General features: G+C 47.2%; 16 protein-coding genes and 1 other RNA gene. 13 read left to right on the top strand and 4 right to left on the bottom strand.

Annotation, left to right across the window (positions count from 1 at the left end):
• Position 1: 1 nt before the first annotated feature.
• Entirely contained in the window at positions 2 to 1,618 is a 1,617-nt protein-coding gene (locus KJY73_RS18990) for an ABC transporter substrate-binding protein (protein WP_214345221.1), read from the bottom strand.
• On the bottom strand, positions 1,618 to 2,712 hold the full coding sequence (gene pspF, locus KJY73_RS18985; RefSeq protein WP_214345220.1) for a phage shock protein operon transcriptional activator: 1,095 nt from the start codon (positions 2,710 to 2,712) through the stop codon (positions 1,618 to 1,620). The genes KJY73_RS18990 and pspF overlap by 1 nt, the downstream gene beginning before the upstream one ends.
• Positions 2,713 to 2,922: 210 nt before the next feature.
• Here pspF and pspA point away from each other — a divergent pair, with 210 nt between their 5' ends.
• The 10 genes from pspA (at position 2,923) to maiA (ending at position 11,719) form a co-directional block, all read left to right on the top strand.
• On the top strand, positions 2,923 to 3,606 hold the full coding sequence (pspA, locus tag KJY73_RS18980) for a phage shock protein PspA (RefSeq protein ID WP_214345219.1): 684 nt from the start codon (positions 2,923 to 2,925) through the stop codon (positions 3,604 to 3,606).
• Positions 3,607 to 3,683: 77 nt separating this feature from the next.
• Positions 3,684 to 3,875: an envelope stress response membrane protein PspB gene (gene pspB / locus KJY73_RS18975; RefSeq protein WP_232848779.1), complete on the top strand. Its 192-nt coding sequence runs from the start codon at positions 3,684 to 3,686 to the stop codon at positions 3,873 to 3,875.
• Positions 3,872 to 4,291 (top strand): envelope stress response membrane protein PspC, encoded by a 420-nt coding sequence (gene pspC / locus KJY73_RS18970; RefSeq protein WP_214345218.1) that lies wholly within the window; start codon positions 3,872 to 3,874, stop codon positions 4,289 to 4,291. The genes pspB and pspC overlap by 4 nt, the downstream gene beginning before the upstream one ends.
• Before the next feature lie 65 nt (positions 4,292 to 4,356).
• Entirely contained in the window at positions 4,357 to 5,775 is a 1,419-nt protein-coding gene (locus KJY73_RS18965; RefSeq protein ID WP_214345217.1) for a YcjX family GTP-binding protein, read from the top strand.
• 89 nt (positions 5,776 to 5,864) lie between these two features.
• The gene (locus KJY73_RS18960) at positions 5,865 to 6,818 is read left to right on the top strand and encodes a TIGR01620 family protein (RefSeq protein ID WP_214345216.1); all 954 of its coding nucleotides are present in this window, start codon (positions 5,865 to 5,867) and stop codon (positions 6,816 to 6,818) included.
• 169 nt (positions 6,819 to 6,987) lie between these two features.
• Positions 6,988 to 7,797 (top strand): phenylalanine 4-monooxygenase, encoded by an 810-nt coding sequence (phhA, locus tag KJY73_RS18955; protein ID WP_332874235.1) that lies wholly within the window; start codon positions 6,988 to 6,990, stop codon positions 7,795 to 7,797.
• 29 nt (positions 7,798 to 7,826) lie between these two features.
• The gene (locus KJY73_RS18950; protein WP_214345214.1) at positions 7,827 to 8,165 is read left to right on the top strand and encodes a 4a-hydroxytetrahydrobiopterin dehydratase; all 339 of its coding nucleotides are present in this window, start codon (positions 7,827 to 7,829) and stop codon (positions 8,163 to 8,165) included.
• A 141-nt stretch (positions 8,166 to 8,306) separates the two neighbouring features.
• Positions 8,307 to 9,863, top strand: a complete 1,557-nt coding sequence (gene tyrR, locus KJY73_RS18945; RefSeq protein ID WP_206594712.1) for a transcriptional regulator TyrR — start codon at positions 8,307 to 8,309, stop codon at positions 9,861 to 9,863.
• 189 nt (positions 9,864 to 10,052) lie between these two features.
• Entirely contained in the window at positions 10,053 to 11,066 is a 1,014-nt protein-coding gene (locus tag KJY73_RS18940) for a fumarylacetoacetate hydrolase family protein (RefSeq protein WP_214345213.1), read from the top strand.
• A complete protein-coding gene (gene maiA, locus KJY73_RS18935; RefSeq protein ID WP_214345212.1) occupies positions 11,066 to 11,719 on the top strand; it encodes a maleylacetoacetate isomerase in 654 nt (217 codons plus the stop codon). Before KJY73_RS18940 ends, maiA begins: the two co-directional genes overlap by 1 nt.
• A gap of 38 nt (positions 11,720 to 11,757) precedes the next feature.
• Here the strand turns inward: maiA and KJY73_RS18930 are convergent, their stop codons facing one another.
• Positions 11,758 to 12,225: an Lrp/AsnC family transcriptional regulator gene (locus KJY73_RS18930; protein WP_188696899.1), complete on the bottom strand. Its 468-nt coding sequence runs from the start codon at positions 12,223 to 12,225 to the stop codon at positions 11,758 to 11,760.
• Positions 12,226 to 12,445: 220 nt separating this feature from the next.
• On the opposite strand from KJY73_RS18930, the gene KJY73_RS18925 reads away from it, so the two are divergent.
• Positions 12,446 to 13,498 carry a Leu/Phe/Val dehydrogenase gene (locus KJY73_RS18925; RefSeq protein WP_214345211.1) on the top strand — a complete coding sequence of 351 codons (1,053 nt, stop codon included), beginning with the start codon at positions 12,446 to 12,448 and terminating at the stop codon, positions 13,496 to 13,498.
• A gap of 106 nt (positions 13,499 to 13,604) precedes the next feature.
• Positions 13,605 to 13,701: signal recognition particle sRNA small type (ffs, locus tag KJY73_RS18920), an RNA gene on the top strand.
• Between the two features lie 12 nt (positions 13,702 to 13,713).
• Here ffs and KJY73_RS18915 read toward each other — a convergent pair.
• Positions 13,714 to 13,989, bottom strand: a complete 276-nt coding sequence (locus tag KJY73_RS18915) for a late competence development ComFB family protein (protein WP_214345210.1) — start codon at positions 13,987 to 13,989, stop codon at positions 13,714 to 13,716.
• Positions 13,990 to 14,106: 117 nt separating this feature from the next.
• Between KJY73_RS18915 and KJY73_RS18910 the strand changes: the two genes are divergently transcribed.
• Positions 14,107 to 15,201, top strand: a complete 1,095-nt coding sequence (locus tag KJY73_RS18910; RefSeq protein WP_214345209.1) for a tryptophan 2,3-dioxygenase family protein — start codon at positions 14,107 to 14,109, stop codon at positions 15,199 to 15,201.
• Positions 15,202 to 15,416: the final 215 nt, after the last annotated feature.

The following is a 15,416-nucleotide window of genomic DNA, read 5'->3' as shown; positions in this document are numbered from 1 at the left end:
ATCAGCGCCCTTCCTTACGAACCTGGCCAAACCGAATCCCGCCGAACGGATTGATTTGCATACCGGTTATACCTTCCCGGTAAGCCTGAAAACGATAAGCATGGGCAATAGGTACCAATGGCATTTGCTCTACCAGAAGCTCATTTACCTGATGATAGTAATGCATACGGCTGTCCTCATCCGTATAGCGTAACGCTTCATTTATCAACTCATCATACTTGGGCAAACACCAGTTGGCCCTATTGGTGCCAGAAGCGATAGCGGAGCAGCTTAATAACGGACGGTAAAAATTATCTGGGTCGCCATTATCAGCCGACCAGCCAATCAGAACTGAGTCATGCATACCCTGCTTGAGTAATCGGCGAAAGGTGGCCCATTCGTAGCTGACAATGTCTGCTTTTATATCAACTTTATCCAGATAGCTTTGGATAAGCTCAGCCATCTTAGTGGCATTGGGGTTGTACGCACGTTGTACCGGCATGGCCCAGATATTCATGCGAAAACCACGCTTAATCCCTGCTTCATCCAATAGTTGTCTGGCAAGCGCCGGATTGTAATGAATCTCACGCTGATTTTCGTCAAAAGCCCAGGATGTTGGCGGTAATAAGCCTTTTGATGCAACGGCACTGTCTGAATATACCGCATCAAGTAGTGCTTTTCTGTCTACCGCCATGGCCAGGGCGCGACGCACCCTTGGGTCATCAAAGGGAGGGCGAGCAGAATTGAATGCCCAAAAGCCCACATTCAGGCCAGGTTTCTCATCTAGCACTAAATCCTGGCGCTGATCGACAATGCGCAGTTCTGTTTGGGCAGGAAAAGCGATGACATCACATTCCCCGGTAATCAGTTTGGCCAAACGCATGGAACTGGTAGGGGTAATGTCAAATATCAACTGCTCCTGATAGACCTCGCCGTTCCAGTATTCTGGGTGTTTGTAATACCTGATGTAATTGTTCTTTCTGAAATGCTCAAACTTAAACGGGCCAGTGCCTATGGGTTGACTGTCTATCAGTTCAGGTGTGCCGGCAACTAACATGTTTTCAGCGTATTCCGCAGATAGCATCACGGCGAAATCGGTGGCTAGTGTGGCTAAAAATGAGCTGTCGGGGTGGCGTAGTTTTATCTCTACCCGGTAGCCATTGAGGCGGTTAACTTCAGCAACAATATCCTGCAGTCCTAAGCTCTCAAAGTACGGATATATACCACCAGAAACTTTATGATAAGGGTGCGAAGGTAAGCGCCAGCGGTTGATGCTAAATAGTACGTCATCAGCATTGAAAGGCCGGGTCGGGGTAAAATAACTGGTTTGGTGAAACTGTACGTCTTTGCGCAGTTGGAAGGTGTATGTCAGGCCGTCTTCACTGACCAGCCAACTATCCGCCAGAGCTGGAATAACCTTGCTGGTTTCTGGGTCGAAGTCCAGCAAACCGTTATACAACTGGTGTGCAGCGGCATCTGCGGTGGTACCGGAAATATCTAGCTGAGGGTTAAAGGTCACAGGGCTACCCTCAGAGCAGTATATTAACCCTTTTTGTTTGACCTCAGCATCATTCAGGTCTTGGCAGCCTACGCTCACTATGCATGACAACATGAGACCCAGGCAGGTTCTGTTTTTCATCAATCCAGCTCTCTCGACGAGCCATCCAGCAGATTGTACTTTTTAAGATAGCCACGCAATTGGTGGTAGGTCAGGCCAAGTTTATCAGCGGTTTTCTTCTGATTAAACTGGCTATCTGCCAATGCCTGGCGAATGAGTTCAATTTCAAAGTCTTGAGAGAGGGTTTTAAGATCAACCGGAAAGTTGAAATTCATACCAAAACCATTGGTGGCGGGTATTGGTTCTGCTGCAACAGTTTTGGGCGGCGTCGGCTCGCTGGGCTTATCTGCAGGCTGGATTCGGTTCAATGTTTTAACCCGTCCTTTTGGACGAAAGGGAGAGTCAAAGGGATCTAGCACTATCTGGTGAACGGGTAAATGTGGGTTATTGCAACGATAAACGGCGCGCTCTACCACGTTTTTTAGCTCACGAATGTTGCCCGGCCAGTCATACTCCATAAGTGTGCGTTTGGCCTTTTCAGTAAACCCACTAAACAACTCCATCTCAAGCTCTCTGGCCATATTGATAGCGAAGTTTTCGGCTAACATCATGATATCCTCCGGGCGTTCCCGAAGTGGCGGAAGCGTAATAACGTCAAAGGCTAACCTGTCCAGCAAGTCTGCACGGAACTCACCTTGCTCTGCCAGACTTGGCAGATCTTCATTCGTTGCGGCGACCAGGCGCACATCTACTTTGACCGATTTTGAGCCACCGACCCGTTCAAACTCGCCATATTCTATAACACGCAGTAATTTCTCCTGGATAAGCCCTGAGGTATTGGCTAATTCGTCGAGAAATAACGTGCCGTTATTGGCAGTTTCAAAGCGCCCTTCGCGGCGTTTTGCGGCGCCGGTAAAAGCACCAGCTTCATAACCAAACAGCTCACTTTCAAGCAAATTATCGTTTAGGGCTGCGCAGTTGAGCTTTAAATAGGCCTGATCCCAACGCCCGGATAAATAGTGCAAACGGGCTGCAACTAACTCTTTACCTGTCCCTCGTTCTCCAATGATCAACACGGGTTTGTTAAGTGGGGCGATTTGAGATATCTGCTCCAGAACTTCCAAAAAGCTGTTGGATTGTCCCAACAGATTATCTTGTTGGCGAAACCTGCTCACTGTGTTCCTTAAAAAGTGGTGTAATCGACTAATTAGTGGTTGATATCAATATTATGCTAGCTGACATGAAAAGCCCAGAAAATAAATATTCCCTATAAAAGCAATGGCTTACCTTTGTTTGTCTGATTGGCCTGTTATTTGTATAGCATCTACAAAGGTTGGAAGTGTAAGTCCATTTCCATTCAAATCATGAAGAAAGAGGTAAACATCATGGGTATTTTCTCTCGTTTCACCGACATAGTGAACTCCAATATCAACGCACTGCTGGATAAAGCGGAAGATCCTGAAAAAATGGTGCGCCTGATTATTCAGGAAATGGAAGATACGCTAGTGGAAGTGCGTTCCACGTCAGCAAAAACCATTGCCAACAAAAAAGAGATCAGCTCGCAAATCAGTAAACTGCAGCATCAGGCTGATGATTGGCAAGCTAAAGCTGAGCTGGCACTAAGTAAAGACCGTGACGATTTAGCCAGAGCAGCGTTAGTGGAAAAGAAAAAAGCCGCTGAGCATGCCGAAGCGCTGACAAAAGAACTGCAACTGGTTGAAGATCAGATTGCTAAACTACAGAGTGAGACAGCGCAGTTGCAGGAAAAGTTAGCTGATGCGAAAGCCAGGCAGAAAGCTATTATTTTGCGTCAGAAGACTGCGCAATCCAGACTTGAGGTGAAGCGCACGCTGGACAGCAGTAAAGTCGATGATGCCATGGGACGCTTTGAGCGGTATGAGCGCAAGATCGATGATTTAGAGAGTCAAATTGAAGCCTATGATCTTGGCCATAAGACCTTAGCCGACGAATTTGCTGCGCTGGAAGCCGGTGACAAAGTCGACGATGAGCTGGCAGAGCTGAAAAAGAAATTGAATAAAAAAAGTACTAAAGCAGCAAGTAAAGACTAAGCCTATAGGCAGCCTAGGTTGAGGAGAAGATTGTGGAAGATGTCATAGGTATTTTAGTAGCGCCCATTATCATATTTATGATTTTTGTGGCGCCCATCTGGTTAATTCTGCATTACCGCAGTAAGAAACAAGTAGCACAGGGCTTGTCTAAGGAAGAGTTTACAACCCTGACTGAGTTAGCCGATAAGGCTGAGAAGATGGCTGATCGCATTCAGACATTGGAAGCTATTCTGGATGCCGAAGCGCCGCAGTGGAGGAACCGGGCATGAAAACCAAAGGTGAAATGTTTCGCAATAGTCAAAAAGGCAAAGTTGCCGGTGTCTGTGCAGGAATTGCAGACTACTTTGGTTGGGAAGCCTGGTTAATTCGAATCATTTTGGTCTCTGCGGTATTACTTTCTGGACCGTTTTTCATCATGGCCTATATTGCTGCCTGGTTTATTCTGGATAAGAAGCCGGTGACAGAAGCGTCAGTCAACCATCAGGGTAAGGGTTGGTATAGCGGTGAAGAGGACAATTCTCATGTAGAGGTTAAGTCTAAGGTGTGGCAAGCAGGAGAACCTCCTCGTCAGGCGTTTAAGGATATTAAGGGACGTTTTGACAGACTGGAGATGCGTCTGCGCAAAATGGAGACCTACGTCACTTCTTCTGAGTATCAATTGAACAGAGAAATCAGTCGTTTGTAATATTGTGACCATTAGCGTGGAGGGGCGGGTAACCGCCCATTTTTGTATTTGAAACAGGATGTAGGATGACAGACCGCGGCATACAAAGCTTTTTTGAACGTTTGCAGGGTAAGGCGCATCAGGCTGCCAGTCGCTTAGCTGACCAACACGTTAAACTGGCGGTAACCGGTCTTAGCGGCGCAGGCAAAACGGCGTTTATTACGTCCTTGGTCAATCAATTGCTGGAGAGCACGGGGTCGGCCAACCTGCCTTTCTTCACTGTTAGCAAAGAAAGCCGACTAATTGGTGCTAAACGAGTCACTCAGCCCGATCTTCGTTTGGCCAGATTTGCCTATGAGCAAGGGATGGACGCCTTGAATGCGGAGTTACCAAGCTGGCCTATACCTACTCGTGGTGTCAGCCAGATCCGTTTGCATCTTCGTTATAAACCCGGACAAGGGGTGAGTAAGTATCTGTTTGACCAATCAACCCTGATTTTGGACATACTCGACTATCCAGGAGAATGGCTACTGGATTTACCTCTGCTGGGTATGGATTATGCGCAGTGGAGCGCATTTTGTGTTAAGCAAATGCAAGAAGGTGCCAGAGTCAGCCTCAGTGAGCCCTTCCGTGCAGCTTTGCAGGAGATGGACTGGCTGGGACAGGGAGATGAGTTAAAGCTTCAAAGGTTAGCCTCCCTGTTCAGACAATACCTGGCAGAGTGCAAACAGCAGGGATTAGAGTTAATTCAGCCGGGACGCTTTGTCTTGCCCGGTGAACTGGAAGGCGCACCGGTACTGCAATTTGTGCCCTTTATTGCCAACCAGACAGACATTGACTGGCAAAGTCTTCCTGCAGGGAGCAATTTGGCACTGTTGGTAGACAGGTATACTGAATATCGCAGCAAAGTGGTTAAACCATTTTATAAAGCGTATTTCAGCGACTTAGATCGTCAAATCGTATTAGTGGATTGCCTATCGGCACTTAATCGCGGGGAACAGGCATTTGATGAGTTGCAGCAGGCAATCAACTGGATATTAAAGAGCTTTGACTACGGCAAAAATTCTTTGCTGCGAAGAATGTTCTCACCGCGCATTGATAAGCTAATCTTTGCTGCCAGTAAGGCGGACCATGTGACGCCTGACCAGCACGATAATTTGATTCGTTTGCTTGAGTCTATGGTGCACAGCGCCAGGCAAGAAATGCAGTATCAGGGCGTTAAATTACAAACAACAGCGCTCGCTGCCATTCGAGCTTCTCAGGTTGGACAAACTCTTTATCAAGGACAAAGGCTTAGTGTGCTCTCCGGGCATGGCCTGCAAGGTGAAACCTTAACGCTCTATCCAGGTGATGTTCCATCCCGTCGACCAGCTCCCACCTTCTGGCAGAAACAAGGATTTGAGTTTCCGCAGTTTGCTCCTCCGGCGAGAGACCCATTAACCGCTTTGCCACACATTCGCATGGATCAAATGTTGGAGTTCTTGTTAGGAGATAAATTGGTATGAATAACATGTCTCCGGAGACTCAGTTAAAGCCTAGAGTTGTACTGGATAATGAAAGCCCAGAGAGGGTTTCTGAAACTATCAGGAAGGCTATGCACATAGAACATGAGGTGGAACTGACCTTACCTGTCGAATCAGATGTGCAACCCGCTCCGAAGCTTGACAGTGTTAGGCCCGGCAAACTTTTCTGGCTGTTACTTCTGGCACTGCTATTGGGCACAGTGCAATTAGGGGTAACTTTGTGGCAAGGCTGGCAGGCCTTGGACTTACTCGCCATGGCCTGGGCCATTTTGCTGCTTTCCGGGATCGTTGGTGTCAGTTGGTCTATTGGTCGCGAATGGCTAAGTTTTCGCAAACTTGAGCAGCGGGAGCATCTGCAGCAAATGGCGTTGGGTTTTAGCCAAAGCCCGGCTATTGGTGAGGCAGGGAATTTTTGTCGGGATCTTTTGGCTAAAATGCCATCCGCTTCTCAAGCGGATGGGCAAAACTGGCTGACTTCACTTGAGCAGCATTATGCCGACAGGGAAGTGATTCAACTCTTCGAGCAGCAGGTTATGGCACCTGCCGATAAAAGGGCGTTAGATGAAATTAGCCGCGAGGCCAAAGCCTCGGCTGCACTCATTGCGGTTAGTCCTTTTGTTATGTTGGATATGTTGTTGGTGCTGTGGCGAAATCTTCGCATGATCAACAAGATCTGTGCTTGCTATGGGGTGAAAACCGGATACCTGAGCAAGATTGCATTATTAAAAAAGACCGTACGCACTATGTTATATGCAGGAGCCAGCGAGCTTCTTGCCGAAGCCTCGGCCTGGGCGCTGGGGGGCAGTCTGACAGCTAAATTATCAACCCGGGTGGCCCAAGGGCTGGGTGCTGGTGTGCTGACTGCAAGATTTGGTGTACAGGCATTGAAACAGTGTCGTCCTTTGCCCTTCGTCAGTGAAACAGAGCCGAAGATCAGTGTGATTGCCTCTGGCGTTTTAAAGCAATTACGTGGCATCGATGATTCCACTAAGACAGTCAGTCGTAATGATGGACAAGACGCTTAGGCTATAGGTACCAGGATAGGGATAAACCTGACCTTGTAAAAAAACTGTTACAGTTGAAACTATTGGCTAACGTGCCAGTCGCTTTTTCTTTGCCACTATTTGAGTAGACTCACGTCCAACTTAATAGCCCTGATGCAGGTATCAGGGCGAGGCGAACAACAAGCGACAGATTTGTATGAGTAAAAGTACCCAATATGTTTCCCGTCAGCCGGATGCGAATGGGGTTATCCACTGGAGCGATGAAGAAAACCAGATTTGGCATGATTTGGTTGAGCGTCAGTTGCAGATTATCCGCGGGCGAGCCTGTGATGAGTTTATGCATGGCCTGGATTTGCTTAATTTACCGCATAACAGAATTCCCCAGTTACATGAAGTCAATGAGGTGCTTGCCAGAGAGACGGGCTGGCAGGTCGGTCAGGTACCGGCCCTGATTAACTTTGATGAGTTTTTTAAGTTGCTGGCAAACAAGCAGTTCCCGGTAGCTACTTTTATCAGAACCCGGGAAGAGTTCGATTATTTGCAAGAGCCGGATATATTCCATGAGATATTTGGTCACTGCCCCCTGTTAACAAACAAAGCATTCGCCCACTTTACCCATACATATGGAAAGATTGGCTATGCGGCAAGTAAGCAAGATCGCGTTTATCTGGCCAGGTTGTATTGGTTTACCGTGGAATTTGGCTTGTTAAAACAGGCGGATAGCTTACGAATTTACGGTGGGGGAATTCTTTCCTCGCCAGGTGAAACCTTGTATGCCCTGGAAAGTGACAAGCCCGAGCGCCATGATATGGTGCCGCTGGAAGCACTGCGTACTCCGTATCGAATTGATATCATGCAGCCGGTTTACTACACCCTGAATGGTTTGGATGATTTATTTGGTCTAGCTGAGATGGACATGATGGCGCTGGTGGAAGAGGCTAAACAACTTGGTTTGCATGCACCTAAGTTTCCACCAAAGCCGCAAAAGATGGCCAGTTGAAGTAAGTATTATTGGAGAACTACAAAACCATGAGCAATTTAACTCAACAAAAATGTGAAGCCTGCCGTGCGGATGCCCCACAAGTATCTGAGCAGGAACTGGCCGAGCTGATACGTGATATTCCTGATTGGGTACCTCAGGTCAGGGATAATGTTATGCAGTTAGAACGTGAGTTTACCTTCAAAAACTTCAAGCAGGCTTGGGCGTTTTCCAACCAGGTGGCTGAATTGGCCGAGGTTGAGTTCCATCATCCTTCTATCCTGCTTGAATGGGGTAAAGTAACCGTTACATGGTGGACTCATGCTATTAACGGATTACACAAGAATGATTTTATTTGCGCGGCGAAAACTGACGCTCTGCTGAAGTAACTTGCCTAGGCTTCGGTACATTGCCGAAGCCTTACCATCCCAGCTTCCCACCTTTTCTTCAGACTGGTATACCAGATTTCGCTGTTCTCGCCCTTTTGAATGTCATAAAATGTTTACAACCTCGTCACATTGGATTTGTCTATGCGTTTGGAGATCAGCTGTCAGGATCGACTTGGGATTACCCAGGATGTGCTGGATATACTGGTTGAATATGAAATCAACCTGCGTGGCATAGAGATCGACAGCAGCGGTAAGATCTTTTTGCATTTTCCGAATGTTGAATTTGCAGAATTTCAGCATTTGATGCCCAAAATCCGTCGTATCGAAGGCATTGAGGACGTCAAAACCACGCCATTTATGCCTATCGAGCGCGAGCAAAATCAACTTAGAGCTTTGCTGCGCACTTTACCGGATCCGGTTTTTTCCATCGATAGTCGCGGCAATATCTTGTTGGTGAATGAAGCGGCGGTTTCCAGCCTTGAAAGCTCACAGGATGAACTGGTCGGCAAAGATATTGCCGAGTTTGTTAAAGGGTTCAACTTTGGGCGCTGGCTGGACGGTAAACAGGTGCTTGCACAAACCCAAAAGGTTAAATTCATCGAGCAGGATTTTCTGGCTGACATTCTGCCGGTGATGGTGGCAGACGGCGAAGCCGACTCGGTATTAGCCGGGGCGGTTCTGTTGCTGAAATCTGAGTATCGCCTGGGGCAGCAACTGACAGTATTTCACCAAGCCAGTGGTGATTCTTTTAATGAAATCCACGCCAGCAGCGCACAAATGAAAAAAGTGGTGCGGGAAGCCAAAAAAATGGCTGAACTGGATGCACCTATATTGCTTGTAGGAGAAACCGGAACGGGCAAAGAGCTGATTGCCAGAGCTTGCCATCAAGCCAGTCGTCGCGGTGGCCATGAATTCGTTGTGCTTAATTGCGCCTCAATGCCGGATGATATGGCCGAGCAAGAGTTGTTTGGCTACGGGCAAGGTGCGTATGGGCAGAGTCAGGCAAAAAGTGGCTTGTTGGAACAGGCAGAAAACGGCACCTTGTTCCTGGATGAAGTGGGTGACATGTCGTTGTCATTGCAGGCCAAGCTCTTACGTGTTTTACAAGATGGTACCTATCGCCGGGTTGGTGACACCAGGGAACTGGTGGTAAATGTTCGTATTATCGGAACCACGCAGAAAGACCTGGCGCAGATGGTGGTAGAAGGACGTTTTCGTGAAGACTTGTATTACCGGCTTAATGTTTTAAGTTTGGCTATTCCATCATTGCGGGAAAGAAAGAGCGATGTGATTGGTTTGGCCGAGCACTTCCTGAAGAACCAAAGCGTCAAGTTGGGACGCAGGCCACCTAAACTTAATAAGTCCTGTGTTGACTTCCTGCAAGGTTACCCCTGGCCAGGTAATGTAAGGCAGTTGGAGAATGCCTTGTATCGTGCACTCACACTGCTGGAACGCGATGAGTTAAGCAAAGAAGACATCCAGTTGCCTGACACTATGGCAAGTTCCAGTTATTTCTCCAGCGAAGTGGAAGGTACACTGGATCAGGAAGTGAAACGCTTTGAAAAAGACTTGTTGCGTCGCTTGTATCCGACCTATCCAAGCACACGACAGTTGGCCCGTAAGCTGGGACTGAGTCATACGGCTATCGCCAATAAGCTCAGAGAGTACGGGATCAGTAAGAAGACCGTAAAAGTTTAAGCTTGCCGGAACATCTTCGGCGTAAATGCATTTTTACGCCGAGATAGACAGTCAGACTCACTCAACTGTATATCATGCGCTTTAATTTAACCCTCACCTGTTGTTAAGTAGTAATAGTGACATTCAGGGTAGGTGCGCTTTTTGCAAACTTACTGTGCTTAAGCATTTCGAACAAATAAAGAAAGAAGTATGAAACTAGCGACACTTAAAAATGACACTCGCGATGGACAATTAGTCGTCGTCAGCAAGGATCTGCAATCTGCTGTTGCGGTGACCCATATTGCGCCAACCATGCAGTATGCTTTGGATAACTGGGATACCTTGTCCATGCATTTGCAGGCCACCTATCATGCGCTGAATATAGGCCAGTTGGATGATGTAATGGTGTTTGAACCAAGCCTGTGCGCATCTCCCTTGCCCAGAGCTTATCAATGGGCCGATGGCAGTGCCTATGTGAATCATGTTGAATTAGTCAGAAAGGCGCGTGGTGCAGAATTACCGCCAAGTTTCTGGACCGATCCTCTGATGTATCAAGGGGGCTCTGATGACTTTATTGGACCCAATGACGATATTCTAGTGGCCGATGAAGCCTGGGGCATAGACTTTGAGGCTGAAGTCGCGGTTGTTACCGGCGACGTGCCAATGGGCGTATCTTCATTGGAAGCTGGCAATCACATTCGACTGGTTATGCTGGTCAACGATGTGTCACTACGAGGCTTGATTCCACAAGAATTGGCGAAAGGATTTGGATTTTTCCAATCCAAGCCAGCCTCTTCTTTTTCTCCTGTGGCCGTTACGCCCGACGAGTTAGGTGATGCCTGGCAAGGATTTAAACTACAGCGTCCGCTGCAATCCACATTAAACGGCAAGCTGTTTGGGAAACCCGATGCGGGGGTTGATATGACCTTTGATTTTGGTCAGTTAATTGCCCATGCAGCTAAAACCCGTAATTTGCGAGCCGGTGCAATTATTGGGTCCGGAACTGTGTCCAACAAGCAGGGGACAGAATACGGCAGTGCGATAGAAAATGGTGGTGTTGGCTATTCTTGTATTGCTGAAGTACGCATGATTGAAACTATTCGTGACGGTAAACCTAGCACCCCTTTTATGAAGTTTGGCGACAGAATACGCATTGAAATGCTCGATGAGCAGGGCGGCAGTCTGTTTGGCGCTATAGATCAATACATCAGAGAGTATCCATAATGAGTATTAAATTACATGGTTATTGGCGTTCATCGGCAAGTTACCGGGTCCGTATTGCGCTTAATCTCAAAGGTATTGCTTATGAATATGTGCCAGTGCATCTTGTTAAAGATGGTGGAGAACAACATCAGGCTCGTTATCAGGGATTAAATCCATCTGAATTGGTGCCAACTCTGGTAGATGAAGATGAGGATATTATTCTCAACCAGTCACTGGCGATCATTGAGTATGTGGATGAAAAGTATCCATCTGCGGTTAAGCTTCTGCCGGAGCATAAACTGCAACGGGCCAGGGTGAGGGCGCTGGCGCAGGATATCGCTGCGGATATTCAACCCCTGGCAAATTTGCGGGTATTGCAATATTTGGAAAGCCACTACCAAGTTGATGCTGACGGCAAAGCTGAATGGAGTCGTCATTGGATTGAAAAGGGGTTTGCTGGGATTGAAAAACGCTTGCAGACCACGGCGGGCAAATACTGTTTTGGCTTTGATCTGAGTTTGGCGGACGTTTGTTTAGTGCCGCAAATCTACAATGCGCTGCGTTTTGGTGTGGATATGGCCAGTTTTCCGTTGATTCAGCGAATTCATGAGAATTGCAACAAGTTGCCTGAGTTTGTTGCTGCAAAGCCGGAAAATCAACCTGATGCTCAATAGTTAAAGCGGCTTTGCCCGGCAAGCCGGGCAAATCATTATTATTGGTTCTTGATGGGCAGTTCGGTAGTGTTCTTAACTTGCTTCAGGGCAAAGGTAGAACTTAGATGATCCACGCAGGGAAGATGAGTGAGCTTGCTTTTTAGCAGCAACTCATATTCTTCAATGCTCTCTACCACGACTTTGAGCAAATAGTCCTTCTCACCGCTGGTGGTGTGGCATTCCACGACTTCAGCAATATGTTGAACGGCAGCTTCAAAGCCATTGAGAGATTCTTCGTCATGATTTTTAAGTGTGACATAGATGAAAACACTCACACCAAGGTTGAGTTTCTTACCGTCAAGCAGGGTGACTTTACGTTTAATAATGCCATCACTCTCCAGGCGTTTAACCCTGCGCCAACAAGGCGTATGGGATAATCCCACCCGCTGACTGAGTTCAGCCATGGAGACGGTGGCGTCTTTTTGTAGCACCCGGAGAATTTCGCGATCAAATTTATCTAATTTCATAAAGCACAGAGGGTTTATAAAGTGGCTCAAGGATGCGGAAAAACAAGGCGTTTTTCAACTGAAATTACTAGGATGAGCCTCCTACTCAGGTTCGATTTTTAAGATTGGTGTTGCTCATTGAGGCTGGGCATGGGCTAAAGTTAGCAAGACATGTCCTCTGTTCCATGCGCTACCATGTGCAACAATTTTCTAACATCCCGCATTTTTACAGGGTAACAATATGTCTGTTTTCGATCACAAGGCCTACGACAATCATGAAGAGGTGGTGTTTTTCCATGATGCCAAGTCAGGATTAAAGGCCATCATCGCTGTGCACAACACTAATTTAGGGCCAGCCTTGGGCGGGTGTCGGATGTGGCCTTATGCCAGCAGTGAAGAGGCGTTAACTGACGTACTCAGATTGTCAAAAGGCATGTCATACAAGTCTGCCATGGCCAACCTCAAGTTGGGGGGCGGTAAGTCAGTAATTATCGGTGATCCTCGTAAGGATAAATCTGATGCCATGATGTTGGCGATGGGCGAATTTGTTCAGCGCCTGGGCGGCAAATACATCACCGCTGAGGATTCAGGTATTGCGGTTCGTGACCTGCAATTGATGGCTAAGCACAGTGACTTTATTGCAGGTACGCAGGCTAAATTCCGTTACGATGGCGGGGAGGCTGATGGTAACCCTGCACCTTCGACTGCCTATGGTGTATTTGTTGGCTTACGTGCTTCAGTGCGCCATGCCTTGGGTTCAGACTTAAATGGGGTGAAAGTGGCTATTCAGGGACTTGGACACGTTGGTTACCGCTTGGCAGAGCATCTGCATAAAGAAGGGGCCAAGCTTTTTGTCACGGATATTTATCCGGATAACCTGGATCGGGCCGTTCAGGAATTAGGCGCTACTGTGGTGTCTCCTGATGAGATCTTCGGTTTGGATGTGGACGTGCTGGCTCCTTGTGCCATGGGTGCCATCATTAATGATAACAGTCTTTCTATACTCAAGGCTCGTGTGGTTGCGGGCGCTGCCAACAACCAGCTAGCTGAAGAGCGTCATGGTCACATGTTGAAAGACAAAGGTATCTTGTATGCACCAGACTACGTAATTAATGCTGGCGGTGTTATCGATATTTATCATCAGAAGATGGATAGCAACGCACAAGCCATGCGCGAGCATATCGAAGGTATTGGCGATACTTTGGTTGAGATATATCAGCGCGCGGAGCAGCAAGGTTTGCCGACCAACCTGGAAGCTAATCGCATGGCCGAAGAGCGTTTTCTGAACCGTTAAGACTTAAATCGGCTCTGTGCCCTTGCAACCTGTGTGGGCATCGGGGATAATGCGCGCCGCTTTAGAAGCGGCGTGTACGCTTTCTAAGGCATATCAATGGTGGTCCTGTCGGTCCTCTCGCAATGATACTTTATGAACCCGGTCAGGCCCGGAAGGGAGCAGCCGCAGTAAAGGACTCATGTGCCGGGATGTGGCTGGTGGGACCGCCACCTTACCTACGCTTTTTTCTTCGCATCGTCTGAATCCAGATACTTCAAGGCTTTCTCCATGGCTTCTGCTACGTTCATTTCCATCTGTTGGCGTTCGCTAACTGAGATGTAAAAGGCCATATCAACTTCAAATCGAATATACCTAGCAGGACATTGATTTAGCGTCAGACAACACAAGTCGGCGATAAAATCATCATCTTGGTTCTTATGTAATCCGAGCTTTTCTATTCTTTCTAATACTAAATGCTCGTAATAATTATGGATATCGTCGTCCAGTTTCATTGTTTATCCCGTTCAGAATTGATTCCAGAAGGCTAGTTGATGATTTGTCATCCAGCCAGACACAACCGCCATATCATGATGGTAAACTCCAGTGTGTCAGAATAACGGATAATAATCATGAAAAAGAATCTGGAGCCCTGCTACTACGGTGATTACCTGCATTTGGATAAGCTGCTGAGTGCCCAGCACTTGCAAAGCGCCAAATACGGTGAAGCCGCACACGATGAAACTTTATTTATCATTGTTCATCAGGTTTATGAACTTTGGTTTAAGCAAATCCTGCACGAACTATCCTCCGTCATTGATGTGTTCTCTGAGCAACAGGTGAAGGATCAGCAGTTGACTACAGTTGTGCATCGGCTGAAGCGAGTCATCAGCATTCAAGGCCTACTTAATGACCAAATAAGTGTGATGGAGACCATGAGTCCACAGGAATTCCTGGCTTTTAGGGACTATCTGGTACCGGCCTCTGGTTTTCAGAGTATTCAGTTTAAGATGCTGGAAATCGGCTTGGGCCTGAAAAGGGAGTTCCGCATCGATTTTGATAAGCAGTCTTTCTATAACCGCCTGGAACAAAAGGATAGAGATTTTCTAGAAGCCTTGGAAAAGAAAGACAGTTTGTTTGAGTTGACCCAGCGTTGGTTAGAGCGCCTGCCTTTGCTGGAGTTCGATGATTTCAAATTCTGGACTCTGTATCGTCAGGCCACAGATAAAATGTTAGCCAGCGATGAGGCAATCATCCGCAGCAATCCAACCCTAACCGAAAAAGACATACGCCAGGAGCTTAAAGAGCTGCAATCCACTCGCGATACCTTTGCCGCTTTGTGGGATGAACAGGAATATAGCCATTGGCAGAGCCAGGGGCATTTCAGATTGTCGCAGCGAGCCTTACTCGCCGCCCTCTTTATCAACCAATATAACGAAGAGCCCCTGTTTAATCTGCCTTATCAATTTATAACTTGCCTGACCGAGATTGACGAGAAGTTAACTATTTGGCGTTACCGCCATGCAATGATGGTGCAGCGTATGCTAGGTGGAAAAATTGGCACGGGGGGATCTTCGGGACATGAGTATTTAAAACGTACGACCGAATCGAATCGCATTTTTAAAGATTTTTTCAACATGGCGACATTCATGCTACCGAAAGCGGTCCTGCCGGAACTACCTGGTAAGGTAAAAAACCAATTGGGTTTTGCCTTAATGCAGCGCTAATTATAGAAATATCAAGTAAATGGAGTAGGCGAGAAATCCGCAGTTTGACACTAAAATGTAACAAATTGCTTTTTCGTCTACTCTCTGCTTATGTAAGGAAATTGTTACAAATAGATTATTTTGCGCTCTATCGGCGTGTTGGAGGCTCAAATGCATCCAAAAGCGTCAGTTGACCGTATTGAAGTCACGTGTATATTATCAATCAGGGGTTCACT

Source organism: Bowmanella yangjiangensis (genome assembly GCF_018531185.1).
In the GTDB taxonomy this organism is placed as follows: Bacteria; Pseudomonadota; Gammaproteobacteria; order Enterobacterales; family Alteromonadaceae; genus Bowmanella; species Bowmanella yangjiangensis.
This window is presented reverse-complemented; position numbering and strand designations above follow the sequence as displayed.